Origin of the sequence: Paraburkholderia sediminicola (genome assembly GCF_046027355.1) — a bacterium.
GTDB lineage: Bacteria > Pseudomonadota > Gammaproteobacteria > Burkholderiales > Burkholderiaceae > Paraburkholderia > Paraburkholderia sediminicola_B.
The window spans coordinates 44,468-58,283 of the sequence record NZ_JAQQEK010000033.1 but is presented as its reverse complement, the minus strand read 5'-3'; the positions used below and the strand labels follow the sequence as shown (position 1 = coordinate 58,283).

Below are 13,816 nucleotides of genomic sequence, written 5' to 3'. Positions count from 1 at the left end.
AACGCTCCCTGGTTTGTCTGCGGTACGTGCTTATTGGTTTACTCAGGAGACCAGTTCAAGCTGTCGCATCCGCCTCGGCGATATGCCGCACGATCATCGCGTTGACGCTGTCGGCGTGCGTGAGCGGCCCCATGTGTCCCGCACCCTCGACGATCGCAAGACGCGCCGCGGGCAGCAGCATCGGCAGCCGCTCAGCGATCGCGCGCGTCGGCACGGGCGCGTGCTGGCCGCGCATGATCAGCGCCGGAACACGCAGGCCCGTGTACGCGCTTGCGGGCGTGCGATCGTCGAGCAGCGCGCGGAAGTCGAGCGGCGCCTTCGGCGCCCAGCGTGTGAGCGCCGCCTGCACCGAGGGCCGCAACGCTTCCCATGCGCCCCGGCCGCCCCAGTAATCGACGAACGAAGCCGCCGCGCCCCGATAGTCGCCACAGGTCACGCCATCCGCGGTGCGCTTCGAGATCGCGATGATTTCCGCCAGTGCATGCGCTCCGTGCGCGCCCATCACCTTCAGCAGATGAAACGCCGAGGGCTCGTAGAGCGTAATGCTCGCGATGCGCTCCGGCCGTTCGACGGCCGCGCGCAACGCCACGCCACCGCCATACGAGTGGCCGACGAGATGCACCTTGCCACGCGAGGCATCGATGATGCCGATGGTCCTCGCGGCCTCGTCCGCGAGCGTGAACGCGCGCTCGCCGCTCCACGGGCCTGTGCTATCGCAGCCGTAGTGCTCGGGCGCGACGAACGCATGGCGCGAGCCGAGCGCCTCGCCGAGCTTGCGCCATTGCGCCGCTCCCGAGCCGGAGCAATGCAGTGCGATAACCGACGTTGCGGATGAGAATGCTTGCGAAGCGATAGTGCTGTTCATGTCGTTCATGGAACTCAGAAGTTACGCGCACGGATGCCGGATCGCGGAAGTCTCTACTATCGGCGCGGCGCGGGCGGCTGGCTATGATCGAGACGCCGGCGCACATGTCCAGGCGTCCAAACTGATTGAGAGCGCGCGCGTGGTTTGTCGCCTCAGCGGTCAATCTCCGTCAAATGCATACGGCGTTCGAGTTCGCCCATGTCGGCGGCGGACGCGAGGTACGCGTCACGACGACTGTGTTCAGCGCGGTCAAGCGCCTTTCTCAGCAACGGATAAAGATAGAAGAGCAAGATGAACAAAACGTTCTCCGGTTGGCTGCCTGGTCGATGGCGTATCGCGCACGAACGGGGCGCGATACGTGGGTTCCAGGCGTGCATCCGGTGCGGGGCATCCGACTTCGATGGATGGGCGGGCCGTGCTACGGCTGGACGCTGCGTGATGCAGAGTCCATGCCACATTGCAGCGAGCCTTGTTTGACGGACGTTTCAGCGGTCTTTGAGGGATGCGGATGGGGCGAAGTGTCGTCGCGTGGCCGACGAATATTCGAGTGGAAGTCGGGCCGCGACAAACACGTGTCCGGTAGTGTGTCGTGCGGTACCGAGCGCCACGTTTCGGAAACGTGCGAGAACTCGGTCACGAGTTCCAGTGTGAACGTCCGACTACAGCGCAGTGACATCGAGCGTTCACTATCCATTTAGAACTGGTGGCGAACGCCCACCATTGCACCCGTTTGATCCACCCCGGGCAACGGTGTAGAGCCGGGTGGAATCACGCCGCCATCAATCGTGAACGCTGCGTTGCGCTGGTTGAACATACGTCCTGCTGTGACGTACACGGAAGTGCGCTTGGACAATAGGTATGACGCGCGCGCTGCAATCACGGAGGCTCCCGCGGAACTCCCACCGTTCACGGATATATGTCCGAACTGGGCGTCAAGGGCGATTTGCGGAACCGGAAAATAAGTCCCGCCAAGCCACCAGTAGTTGCTGACCGCGTCGAAAACAGTCGGGGTCTGCACCCCGTGATTAATTCGATGGAGGAAACCCGCGCCGATTGTCGAGGTACCCAGCTTCACATAGCCGTCGATGACGGCGCGTGTATCAGTTTGCGAGGTATTGGGCTGGGGCGAGCCGACGCCGCCACCGCCGTAGTTGCGGTCGATAGCCGTGGCTACGCCCCATGTCGCCGCTTCATATTTCACCATGGCAGACATTGACTTGCAGGCCCGCCAGTCCGTCGGCGACTGCCCGGCGCATCCGCCTGCCGGCGCAGAATCCACCGCGTCACGCCCGAACGAATAAGTGAAGCCCACGGTCAGCCCCGATGACGTGAACGTGTAGGCGACAGCGTTGTCGAGCCGCGCCTGAGACAAGTACGGGTCCAGATCGCCGGCGGCATAGACATTCGGCCCCATCGTGTCACCCGGCAAGGCCCAATAGATCTGAGAATATTGCCGGCCTAGCGATAACGTCCCCCACCGCCCTGAAAGTCCGACATATGCCTGCCGGCCGAACAGGCGGCCACCTTGATTCAGTGTGCCCTGTGACGGGGCAAAGCCCGACTCCAATACAAAAACCGCGCTCAGACCACCACCCAGATCCTCCTTGCCACGGAAGCCCCACCTCGACGGTATCGATCCCGTGAGCGACGGCATACGCACGACGCTGGACTTGTGAGCACCGACGTTTGTCACGTACTCGATACCGGTATCGATAATCCCATACAGAGTGACAGAGCTCTGTGCCTGCGATGCTCCCGGCACACATACCGCAAGAGACGTGAGTCCCCACCAAATTGTCTGACGCCACGAGAATGCACATCCCGTCCGACCCAGCCGCGAACTCATCATCTATCTCCCTTTGGTTAAATGCTTCCACGGAAGATAAATTTCAGTCGTCTTCCCTGTCAAACGATTTGCCGTCGGGAGTTACCCGCATTTGGATCGCCTGAGGCTTGGGGTCGTCAGGAGCGGCGAGTCTTACTCACGGATTCGCCGTTTTTGTCGAGATTTGCACATATTGGCGTTTGCCCTACCTCGACACGCATCGAGCAGAATAGTATCTTCCTCGGAAGACGTAATAGATCGACGTGATCAATTGAGCAGGAGTTCGTTGAAAAATGAAGCAGTTGAAAGACCACCAGACAATCCACGGTCGCGGTGCTGCACCATCACCGAACCCAGCGTGGGAGAAGGATCGTGTGCTGTCCAGCTTCGCCTGGCATGACGACTATGCCCTTGGCCATCAGGCGATGGACGAGACGCACCACGAGTTTGTCGCGTGTGTACACACGCTGCTGACAACGGACGACGAAAATCTTGAGAGCGCACTCGAAGCGTTTGCCGAGCATGCGCGCCGCCACTTTGGCGACGAGGACGCCTCGATGCGCGATACAGCCTACGGTTCAGCGGGCTGCCATATCGAGGAACACGCTGCCGTGCTCCGATCCCTCGACGAGGTACGGACCATGTTGGCTGATGGACGGACCGAGGTCGTCCGCTCTTTTGCCCGAGCGCTGGTGGATTGGTTTCCGGAGCATGTGCGCGTGATGGATCAAGGTCTGGCGCGCTGGCTGGTACAGCGACAACTGGGCGCCTCGCCAGTCGTCATCCGGCGTCGGCTTCACATCGCCGCCTGACACGCTCTCCTCTCTTTACGCCTATATCCGTCATGGAACACACATCGACCCCTATGAACACTTTGCTGCAAGTCAAAGTCTCTGCCAGGACCTGGCTGGCGGACGACATTGCCGGCTATGAGCTCTCGCCATTGGCGGATGGTGCACTGCCTGCCTTCGAAGCAGGTGCGCACATCGACCTGCATGTGCCTGGTGGCCCCGTACGTCAGTACTCCTTGTATGACTTGCCGGGCGATTACCCCTGCTACCGTATCGGCGTGTTGCGGGACCCCCAATCCCGCGGCGGCTCGGTGAAGCTTCTCGAGAACGTGCATGCGGGAGACACACTTACGATCAGCGCCCCGCGCAACCACTTCAGCCTGCACAACGGTCAAAACAACCATTCGATCCTGTTCGCGGGCGGCATCGGTATCACGCCGATTCTCTGCATGGCGCAGCAACTGGCGCGTGAACACCGCCCATTCGCGATGCACTATTGTGGGCGCACGCTGTCGCGCATGGCTTTCGTCGATCGCCTGCAACAAGCGCAATTCGGCGACGGTTCGCAGATGCATGTGCACGTCGACGACGGCGCCCCTGACCAGCAACTCGATGCCCGCTCCGCAATAGGCTCGCCATCTTCCGACAAGCATCTTTACGTGTGTGGACCCAACGGCTTCATGGACCACATCCTGCAGACCGCGCGCGAACTCGGTTGGGACGAGGGACACCTGCACCGTGAATATTTCGCGGCAACGCCAATCGATTCTTCGGAGGACGGACGGTTCGAAATCGAGATCGGTAGCAGTGGTCAGGTCATCGAGGTTCATGCGGATCAAAGTGCCGCCCACGCCTTGCTCGACGCCGGTTTCAATTTGCCACTGTCTTGCGAGCAGGGCGTTTGCGGCACCTGCATGACGAAGGTGCTGGCTGGCGCGCCCGACCATCGAGATCTTTATCTGACGGACGAAGAGCGGGCACGCAACGACAGCTTCATGCCGTGCTGCTCGCGCGCCAAGACTTCCCGGCTGGTGCTCGATCTTTGAGGCCACCTGTTACTCACTGCCTGACACTGTAGCGAGGGGATCAACATGTTGACCAAGCAAGATAACGAATTGATGTGCCGTATCGGAGCGGGTACGCCGATGGGCGAGGCAATGCGCCGCTTCTGGCTGCCCGTCATCCAGTCGTCGGACATGCCGCGGGCGAATGGAGAACCACAGACGGTAGAGCTGCTGGGCGAGCGGTTTGTCGTGTGGCGCGATCAGCAGGGTCGCCCCGGCCTCTATGCAGAAGGTTGCCTGCATCGGGGCGCTTCAATGCAGTTGGCTCGTTCGGAGGGCGATGGTCTGCGCTGCATCTATCACGGCTGGAAGTTTGCGGTGGATGGGACTGTCCTCGAGACCCCGAACATCGAGGACCCGAAATTCAAGGAGCGCATCAAGGGTCGAACCTACCCCGTGCGGGAAGCGGGTGGCATCGTCTGGGGTTATCTGGGTCCCAAGGGTGAAGCGCCGCCCTTCCCGCACACGGCCTTCATGGACCAGCCGGACGCGCACCGCATCAACGCCTGCGCGGTCATCAACGCCAATTTTGTTCAGGTGATGGAAGGTCTCGTCGACTCATCGCATTTGACCGTCCTTCATAGTTCCGCGCTAGCCAGGACTAACGACTCCGATCTCGACTATGCGAGGAAAACTTCGCATATGCAGTTCGACGCAACCCCAAAGATCGAAGCAGACGAGACGGACTTCGGTTTCCACTACGTGGCAATCCGCCAAACCGGAGATAAGCGCATCGCTCGAGTCACAGCGTTCATCGCACCCTGCTTCATCGCCAACGCGAACGGGGATGTCTGGCTTGCGATCGTCCCGGTTAGCGACGAGCGCTGCAATCTGTATCACGTGTGGTGGGACGCCGAAAAGCGCATTGGCGAAGAACCGTTACGCAGTGAGCAGCTCGCGTTCGTGGGTCTGGATGAGCCGACGCTGCGCAAGTACGGGATGACGACCGACACCTGCGACTCTGCGGCCGCCATGTCCGTCGCCAATGGCTACCGCCAGGACCGCGCGCAGCAGCGGAGCGGTCACTTCACCGGTTTTGACGGCATCACGCAGGAAGACGCCGCGTGCAGCGTTTCGAGCGGCGCGATTCGCGACCGGTCGCAGGAGATGCTGTCCACGGCCGACATCGCGATCAGCCGTCTTCAGCGCTGCTTGCTGGCGTACGCCCGGGCGGCCCGTGACCAGCAGGAGATAGCCGCGCTGCGAGCGGACGCTGGCAGCGCAATAGGCGTGTCCGGCGAGATCGGTATCGACGAGAACTGGCGCACCCTGGTTCCGCACCATCGGATCGTTTCGTCCCATGGTGTACGTGCAGAGCGCAGTGAATAACGAAATTCAGGAAAGGAGCATTAAATGTTGAGCCACGCAGACAACGAGATTCTTTGCCGTATCGGTCCGGGTACCCCGGGCGGAAACTTGATGCGACGCTTCTGGCACCCAGTGTGCACCTCGGCCCAGTTGCCGCATCCGGACTGCGCGCCGCTGCGCGTGCGTCTGCTCGGCGAGAACTATGTCGCGTTCCGGGACACCGAGGGCAAGGTCGGCTTTCTGGAAGAGCTGTGCATGCACCGGGGTGCATCGCTCGCACTGGGAAGGGTCGAGGAAGGCGGCATCCGTTGCCTCTATCACGGCTGGAAGTTCAGCGCGTCCGGTACCGTCATGGAAACACCGAATCACGCCGATCCCAAGTACGCTACACGAATGAAGGCACCAGCCTTTCCAGTACGCGAGGAAGGCGGCATCGTCTGGGCGTATGTGGGCCCAATCGAGTTGCTGCCGGCGTTTTCCCGCTATGCCTTCATGGACGCGGAACCGAACCATCGCGTCGTGCTGCGCGTCAACGTTGCCTGCAACTATCTGCAGTTGGTAGAGGGTGGAGAGGACAGCTCTCATGTCGGCGTACTGCACACCAACATGGCACGCCCCGGCTGGAAAGACAACGAGTTCACACGCAACCCTGACGTAATCAATCCCGCTGCGCTTGCATCCAATGACCTGGAACCGGCTCTGAAAATCGAAGAGACAGCCTTCGGCTTCCACTATGTCGCTCTGCGCAAGACTGACGACCCGGGAGTCCGTAACGCGCGCGTGGTCCCATTTATCGTCCCGTATGGCCGCATCATCCCTGCTCCGGCGTTTCAGTTCACCGTCCTCGAAGTCCCCGAAGACGACACACACACCAGCACCTACATCGTCGTTCACGGCGACGCCCCGGTGGCTGAAGAAAAGATCATCGAGTTGCTCGGGCTGAACGACCCCACGTACTACGACCGCAAGAATTGCACGTTCACGGCTAGCTGGACGGACACCTTTGGCCAGGACCGCGAGCTGATGAAGGAAAGCTGGACCGGATTGCGTGGCGTCGAGGTGGAGGACGCAACGATCGGGCTGTCTCAAGGGCCGCTCTACGACCGTTCGCGCGAGCATCTGGTGCCTGCCGACCAGGCTGTCGTGCGCGTGCGCCGTGTGCTGCTGGATTCGATCAAGCGTGTGACGCAGAACCAGCAACCGCCCGCGCTCGGCCTCGACCTCCGGGGCGTGAGCGCCTGCGACCGACAACTCGAAGACGGTGTAGCCTGGCAAGAGCTGCTGCCGTCACATCGCCAGGTAGTGGCAGCCTGAGGAGGAGACTCGCATGAGCAACAACACCCATAACGACGTTCCGGACTACTTGTCCTTGTTACGACTCGACGGCCGCGGTTTTGTCGTGCTTGGCGCCGGCCAGGGTATCGGCGCGCAGACCGTTCATGCACTGGCACAGGCCGGTGCTCGCGTGCTCTGCGTCGACCGCGACGAGACGCTCGCCCGCAACATTGCGGACACTGTGGACGGCATACCGTGCGTGGCGGACGCAACATCTCGCGTCGACATGCAGCGCGTGTTCGACACCGCGCGCCAGCACTTCGGCCGCATTCATGGCGTCGTCGATATCATCGGTATCGCGGGAATCAAGCCGCTCTCTGCCGTCGACGATGCGTCATGGGACCAGCAATTCGATATCGTCGTACGCCACGCATACCTCGCGATTCAAATTGCCGGCGAAATGATGAAGGCCGATGGTGGCGGCACCTTTGCGTTTGTCGGCTCGCTCGCCGGCGATCGCGCGGTGCCGAACGAGGTGGCCTACGCGGCTTCGAAGGCGGCGTTGCATCACCTCGTGCGCTGCGCGGGCGTCGAGTATGCCCCCCACAACGTGCGCATCAATGCAGTGTCTCCGGGTTTCGTCCGCACGCCGCGACTGAATCAGCGTCTGGACGAAGCGACGTGGACGACCGTCGGTCGCGCCATTCCGATTGGCCGGGCTGCCACGCCGGCAGAAATCGCGGGCCATCTGTTATTCCTTGCCTCCGACCTGAGCGCCCATATGGCCGGTGAAATCATCACTGTCGATGGCGGCCTCAGCGTCCTTGCCGCCATTCCCTCCATTACGTTCGCTCCCTCAACGACCCCGACTCCCTGAAATCAACAATGTCTTCTTCCTCTCAAAACCACATCCACCCGTCGCTTCGCGCTATCGCTGCAAACGCCGCAGCGAAGCCGAGCATGGCAGAGGTGAGCCCCGAGGAGGCGCGCGCAGGCATCGCCGCACGCACTGCCGCGCGGGAGCCCGGCCCCCGTATCGATAAGGTTTTCGATTTCATGATTCCGGGTCTCGACGCCGAGATCCCCGTACGCATCTACCATCCGAAAGGCGCCATAGGGGTCACGATGGCCTTTCACGGCGGCGGATGGCTGATGGGCAATCGGGACAGCTTCGACGCGGTATGCCGGCACCTGGCCAACGACGCCGGACTAGCGGTGGTCAGTGTCGACTATCGGCTCGCGCCCGAACACCCCTTCCCTGCAGCGTTGGACGATGTGTGGTCCGCGACCTGCTGGGTCGCCGAGCACGGACACGAGCTGGGGCTTCCGTCCGAACGCTTGACCGTGTTCGGCGAGTCGGCCGGCGGCAATCTCGCGGCAGTGGTCTGCCTGCTTGCGCGGGACCACGCCAAGCCTCGCATTCTCGCTCAGGCGCTCGTCTATCCGGCAACCGATGCTCGTCAACAGGTGGCCTCGCTGTCCACCTATGCCGAAGGCTTCATGCAGCGCAAGGCCGACGTCGAGTACGCATTTCGCACGTATGCGCTGGATCACGGCGTGACGCCCACAACCTGGAAGCTCTCGCCGTTCCTTGCCGACAACCATGCGGGGCTACCGCCGGCCATCGTGATCACCGCCGAGTGTGATGCCTTGCGCGACGATGGCGAAGCCTACGCGCGAAAACTGGCCGACGCGGGCGTCCCGGCGACGTGCGTGCGATACCTCGGCATGCTGCATACCTTTTACAGCATGCGCGGCCAGGTCGACGCGGCGACGCTGGCCCAGCGCCAGATAGCCGACGCGTTGCGCAATGCGGTGCAAGCGGGTTAACGACGCCAATCATCAAAGCGGAACTACTCGGCCGCGCGCCTGATCTTTGACGCGCCGCCGGAAATTTTACGTACAATTGTGCGCGGCCATATTGAGCCACTCCCGCTACAATTTGCCGGGAGTGAACATCCTTCCAGGGAAGTCATCGAGATGAGCATCGCCGCGCCAAAGCGACCCGCGCCTACCCGAACCCGCAAGACTGCGGCATCGGAACAGTCGGAGCCCACCAGGAAATCGAATCTTCCTGGTAGCAGCCTGATCGAATTCATCACGCTGCAGTGGCAACGTGAACACAGCGAGCTCGATCTCTCCAACTTCCTGCTCGCGATCTATTTCATGCGACTCGGCACGCTCGTGGAACAGGCGTTTGACAAAATGTGCCAGGGCCTATGCGGTATTAGCGGGTCGGACATGCGTGTGCTGCTGGCACTGCGCCGCAGCGGTCATCCGTACGCGAAGCGCCCAACCGACTTGTATCGAGCGCTACTCGTTACCTCGGGCGCCATTACCAAAAAGATCGACCGTCTCGCGAGCCTTGGCATGGTGGAACGTCAGCATGATCCAAGTCACGGCGGCGGATTCATCGTCCATTTGACCAGGAAGGGCCTTGATGTTGTTGAGAAGGCGATAGTCAAGCTGGCGGAAGAGTCGTCGATCGCGCCTGCGATGGCACACTTTTCGGAGGCGGAACGCGCTGCGGGTAACGAGTTCTGCCTGCGGACCCTGGCGTTAATGGAAGAATTGGTACTTCCGGGTCTTGAAGAGCCCGACAACGCATTGCCGAAGCCTCAGGCCAAGGGCACGCGGCGCTCGCCGCGCAGCCGCTGATGATCCCATTCATCTTCACATGCTGAGACTCTCCGTTCGCCGGCGTTGGTGGCCCATGATTTCGCCCTCATCGTGCGCTGCCCGAATGTGCTCGATATAGTCGTTCGCGCTACGGCTCAATTGATCCGCCGGGATAACGTGATTCGCGCCCTGCAACGCGAAAAGAGGCAAATAACGCGCGCCGACAAAGCGCGTCGTTTGTTCGAGCGGACGAAGCAGCTCGACCAGCGTGTGTCCCACACGGCCATCTGTCTGATAAGCGGCTTCAGGACTGCCGGTCGATACGACCAGCCCTATTTCTTTGTGCGCCAGCCGGTTGCCACCCGGGCCGTACGCCCAGCCATAAGCGAGGACGTCGTCGAGCCATTTTTTCAGCAGCGGCGGAGTGCTGTACCAATAGAGCGGAAACTGCAGAAAGATCCTCTCGTGGCTTTCTAGGAGTGCCTGCTCCGCGGCGATGTCGATATTCCAGTCTGGATATAGCTCATAAATATTCCGAATCGTGACCGGACCCGCAGCTTCCTCGAGCCCGGATCGCCACGCCGCATTGATCTGCGACTCGGCAAGGTTCGGATGAGCGAGTATGACCAGTGTTTTCTTGCTCATGATGTCCTCGCTCAATGACGGAAATCGATGCGGTCGCGCTCGATACGCGCAGCCGTGCTGGATGTGATCACGATGCGTTTCATGTCAGGCTCCTTGACGGATAAGAAGGGACCCAACGACCCGGTGTCTGCGCGAGATCCGCCTTCGCGCTCCGGTGCGTCGATCCGTTGCAGCCATTCTTGCCCACCTGAGCAGCCCCGCCAACTCCCCAAACATGCGGGCCGTGGGTGCAGCAATGCACAAGTCCGCGCACATGCAGACTTGCATCTAAAGTCAATCGTAGGCACAAAAATATTTGATTGAGATCGGTCCAGTCCGCTTCTAATATCTTTGTCCAGCTACGTCACCTCGAGATTCGGACGATCAAGAGAGAAAAGGAGAGCATCCATGTTCGACTGGGAGGATTTACGCTATTTCGTTGCGTTCAGTCAGGAAGAATCCCTCGCAAAAGCGGCGCGGCAACTGAAGGTCGACCACGCGACCGTCGCGCGGAGAATTGCTTCACTCGAACAGGCCCTTGAACTCAAGCTAGTCGACCGCCGCCCGCGTGCCTATGTTCTGACTACAGACGGCGAGCGCATCGCCGAACGCGGCAAGCGCATGCAGGCAGAGTCGTTTGCTGTCGAGCGGATGTCGATCGCCGGGCAGGAAGTCGTTTCCGGCGAAGTGGTGATCAGCGCGCCGCCCGCGATGGCAAGCAGCGTGATCGCGCCGCATCTCGGCAAATTGCGTGCGCAGCATCCGGCGGTGCACGTACGGCTTATCGCGGATACGCGCAACGTGTCGCTAATACGGCGGGAAGCCGATATCGCCGTGCGCTTGAGCCGGCCGACGGAGGCCGACCTTGTCGCGCGCAAGGTCGCTGTCATTCCATTTGCACTCTATGCGTCGCCGGACTATCTGGCGTCCCATGTCGCCGCGGACTATGAGTTCATTGGATACGACGACAGCATGGACGGAACCGTGCAACAGATATGGCTGGACGCGCAAGCCGATTCGCGTCCGGTCGTGTTTCGCAGCAACAGTCTCGACGTGCAGGTCTCGGCGGCGCGGGCCGGCGTCGGCGTGGCCGCCCTGCCCTATTTCCTTGGCGATTGGGACGAGAGCCTGAGTCTCATCGAAAGTACAGGTGAGCCACTGACGCGTGAAGTATGGCTCTCCATCCACAACGATCTGCGGCACGCACCGGCCATTCGTAGCGTCATGCAGTTCATTGCCAACTGTTTCCCCGGCGACGGTTGACGCCGGCAGCACATGACAAAAGCTTGTGCATTTCTTCACGGACCATCCGCGCATTTCGGGAATTGGCAGATAGAAGACCGGTGGCAATAATGAGTTCACCGATCGACGAACAGCACGAGACAGAGCGTAGATCCTCCACCTCGTCGTTGAACGTCTTCTCTTCGATCTCCCAAGGAGCATGAAATGAAACGCGTACTGATCCCGGCTGTTGTCATTGCGACTGTAATCGCATCATCCACTGTGTTCGCCGAACCTGCCAGCTACGGCAAGACTCGTGCGCAAGTGCGGGCGGAACTGATCCAGGCTCGCGAAGCGGGTGTACTCGACGCGCCCGATACCACGTACCCCTCCGCTCAGTTGCGCGCAGCAGCCGCACTACAGGCCGCTAACACGGCTGCCACGAACGATAGCGCATCGGCCGTGGGAGGCACCGTCGCGGGCCACTCTCAAAGCGGACGCCGCACCGTGACCGCGCCCGAAGCACGGGACAGCATCTATTTCGGTCAATGAACGTCGCGTGGAGCAAGCATGCGCATCTCCAGAACCCGATGCGCATTTCTTCACATGCGGCGTGCAGTAATGGGGAGTTCCGCGACGCCGGTCAGGCAACTACGATGAACTCACCGTAACCAGTCAAGGAGTAACGTGATGGAACAGTTCAAGATGCGCATCGGCAGCGAGTGGCGCGGTGCGAGCGATGGTCGGACGTTCGAAAGCCTCAACCCCTACAACGGGGAGATTTGGGCCGAGGTGCCGCGCGGCACCGCCGAAGATGTCGACGCCGCGGTGCGCGCCGCTCATGCAGCGTTCAAGCGCGGCCCCTGGGCGACCATGACAGCGAGCCAGCGCGGCATGGTCCTGCACAAGATCGGCGATGCGATCGCCGCGCATGCGGAGGAGCTGGCCGACATGGAAGTGAAGGATAACGGCAAGCTGAAAGCCGAAATGCTCAAGCAGATGGAGTATCTGCCGCAATGGTTCTACTACTACGGCGGCCTCGCCGACAAGGTTCAGGGCGACGTCACACCGTTCGACAAGCCCGGCATTTTCCACTACAGCACGTTCGAGCCGCTCGGCGTAGTGGCAACGATCGCACCGTGGAATTCGCCGCTGCTGCTCGCGGTATGGAAAATAGCACCGGCGCTTGCAGCAGGCAACACGGTCGTCATCAAGCCATCCGAGTTCTCGTCCGCATCCTCCATTCTGTTCGCGAAACTGTGTGAAGAGGCTGGTGTGCCGGACGGCGTCGTCAATATCGTGACCGGCTTCGGAAAAGAAGTGGGTGAACCGCTCGTCGCTCATCCGTTGGTCGCACGCGTCGCCTTCACCGGCAGCGAGGGCGGTGGCCGCCATGTGTACGAAAACGCGGCGCGTTCTTTCAAGCGCGTCTCACTGGAACTGGGCGGCAAGTCGGCCAATATCGTATTCGAGGATGCGAACCTCGACGATGCCGTGAAGGGCGCTGTGACCGGCATCTTCTCGGCAACGGGTCAGAGCTGCATGGCCGGCTCACGGCTGCTCGTGCATTCGAGCATCCATGACGAGTTCGTCGAGCGGCTGGTGAAGTTCATGCAGGACGTGCGACTGGGCGATCCGATGTCGCCGGAGACGAACATGGGCCCTGTCTCGACCCAGCCGCAACTCGAAAAGACGCTGTATTACATCGACGTGGCGAAACAGGAAGGCGCACGCCTCGTTCTGGGTGGCGGACGTTCCACTCGGCCAGGCACTGAGAACGGCCTCTTTGTCGAGCCGACCATTTTCGTCGATGTTCGCAACGACATGCGCATCGCTCAGGAAGAGGTATTCGGACCGGTCGTGGCGGTCATCAAGTTCGACACGGAAGAGGAAGCGATCGCGATTGCCAACGACAGCAACTATGGTCTGGCGGCCGGCGTCTGGACGCGCGACCTGCGTCGCGCAATGACGGTGCCGAAGCAGCTCGAAGCCGGCAGCGTGTGGGTCAACGCGTATCGCCTCGTCAGCTATCTCGCGCCGTTTGGCGGTGTGAAGGCGTCGGGAATCGGCCGCGAGAATGGCATTCGCGCGATATACGAATACCTCGAAGCCAAGAGTGTCTTCATCAATCCCACGCCGGGCGTCGAAAACCCGTTCGTGCTGAGCTGAGCAGGCTGAGCAGCCAGGACGATCGCCGACGTAGTCACACGCCGACGATCGTCCT

General features: G+C 61.2%; 14 protein-coding genes. 10 read left to right on the top strand and 4 right to left on the bottom strand.

All coding sequences use genetic code 11. From position 1 onward, the window contains the following. Positions 1–55: 55 nt before the first annotated feature. The 3 genes from PQR42_RS36820 to PQR42_RS36810 form a co-directional block, all read right to left on the bottom strand. Positions 56–865 carry an alpha/beta fold hydrolase gene (locus tag PQR42_RS36820; RefSeq protein ID WP_408388510.1) on the bottom strand — a complete coding sequence of 270 codons (810 nt, stop codon included), beginning with the start codon at positions 863–865 and terminating at the stop codon, positions 56–58. 152 nt (positions 866–1,017) lie between these two features. After that, complete coding sequence (locus PQR42_RS36815) at positions 1,018–1,242, bottom strand: DUF3563 family protein (RefSeq protein ID WP_408495114.1); 225 nt, start codon at positions 1,240–1,242, stop codon at positions 1,018–1,020. A gap of 317 nt (positions 1,243–1,559) precedes the next feature. Continuing rightward, on the bottom strand, positions 1,560–2,711 hold the full coding sequence (locus PQR42_RS36810; protein WP_408211655.1) for a porin: 1,152 nt from the start codon (positions 2,709–2,711) through the stop codon (positions 1,560–1,562). A gap of 272 nt (positions 2,712–2,983) precedes the next feature. Here PQR42_RS36810 and PQR42_RS36805 point away from each other — a divergent pair, with 272 nt between their 5' ends. The 7 genes from PQR42_RS36805 to PQR42_RS36775 all read left to right on the top strand — a co-directional run bounded on the left by PQR42_RS36805 (position 2,984) and on the right by PQR42_RS36775 (position 9,786). Beyond that, positions 2,984–3,502, top strand: coding sequence for a bacteriohemerythrin (locus PQR42_RS36805; protein ID WP_408211316.1), 519 nt, complete (start codon positions 2,984–2,986; stop codon positions 3,500–3,502). A 53-nt stretch (positions 3,503–3,555) separates the two neighbouring features. Next, positions 3,556–4,527 (top strand): PDR/VanB family oxidoreductase, encoded by a 972-nt coding sequence (locus PQR42_RS36800; protein ID WP_408211318.1) that lies wholly within the window; start codon positions 3,556–3,558, stop codon positions 4,525–4,527. Between the two features lie 45 nt (positions 4,528–4,572). Further along, positions 4,573–5,874 (top strand): Rieske 2Fe-2S domain-containing protein, encoded by a 1,302-nt coding sequence (locus tag PQR42_RS36795; protein ID WP_408211321.1) that lies wholly within the window; start codon positions 4,573–4,575, stop codon positions 5,872–5,874. 24 nt (positions 5,875–5,898) lie between these two features. Then, positions 5,899–7,167 carry a Rieske 2Fe-2S domain-containing protein gene (locus PQR42_RS36790; RefSeq protein WP_408211324.1) on the top strand — a complete coding sequence of 423 codons (1,269 nt, stop codon included), beginning with the start codon at positions 5,899–5,901 and terminating at the stop codon, positions 7,165–7,167. Between the two features lie 13 nt (positions 7,168–7,180). Further along, entirely contained in the window at positions 7,181–8,005 is an 825-nt protein-coding gene (locus PQR42_RS36785) for an SDR family NAD(P)-dependent oxidoreductase (RefSeq protein ID WP_408211327.1), read from the top strand. Between the two features lie 8 nt (positions 8,006–8,013). Further along, positions 8,014–8,958 (top strand): alpha/beta hydrolase, encoded by a 945-nt coding sequence (locus tag PQR42_RS36780; protein WP_408388514.1) that lies wholly within the window; start codon positions 8,014–8,016, stop codon positions 8,956–8,958. A gap of 150 nt (positions 8,959–9,108) precedes the next feature. After that, entirely contained in the window at positions 9,109–9,786 is a 678-nt protein-coding gene (locus PQR42_RS36775; protein ID WP_408211333.1) for a MarR family winged helix-turn-helix transcriptional regulator, read from the top strand. Positions 9,787–9,801: 15 nt separating this feature from the next. Here the strand turns inward: PQR42_RS36775 and PQR42_RS36770 are convergent, their stop codons facing one another. Next, the gene (locus tag PQR42_RS36770; protein ID WP_408495110.1) at positions 9,802–10,407 is read right to left on the bottom strand and encodes an NAD(P)H-dependent oxidoreductase; all 606 of its coding nucleotides are present in this window, start codon (positions 10,405–10,407) and stop codon (positions 9,802–9,804) included. 372 nt (positions 10,408–10,779) lie between these two features. Here PQR42_RS36770 and PQR42_RS36765 point away from each other — a divergent pair, with 372 nt between their 5' ends. The 3 genes from PQR42_RS36765 (at position 10,780) to PQR42_RS36755 (ending at position 13,761) form a co-directional block, all read left to right on the top strand. Further along, positions 10,780–11,634: a LysR family transcriptional regulator gene (locus PQR42_RS36765; RefSeq protein WP_408211339.1), complete on the top strand. Its 855-nt coding sequence runs from the start codon at positions 10,780–10,782 to the stop codon at positions 11,632–11,634. 183 nt (positions 11,635–11,817) lie between these two features. After that, on the top strand, positions 11,818–12,144 hold the full coding sequence (locus PQR42_RS36760) for a DUF4148 domain-containing protein (protein ID WP_408388519.1): 327 nt from the start codon (positions 11,818–11,820) through the stop codon (positions 12,142–12,144). 138 nt (positions 12,145–12,282) lie between these two features. Continuing rightward, on the top strand, positions 12,283–13,761 hold the full coding sequence (locus PQR42_RS36755) for an aldehyde dehydrogenase (RefSeq protein ID WP_408222771.1): 1,479 nt from the start codon (positions 12,283–12,285) through the stop codon (positions 13,759–13,761). Positions 13,762–13,816: the final 55 nt, after the last annotated feature.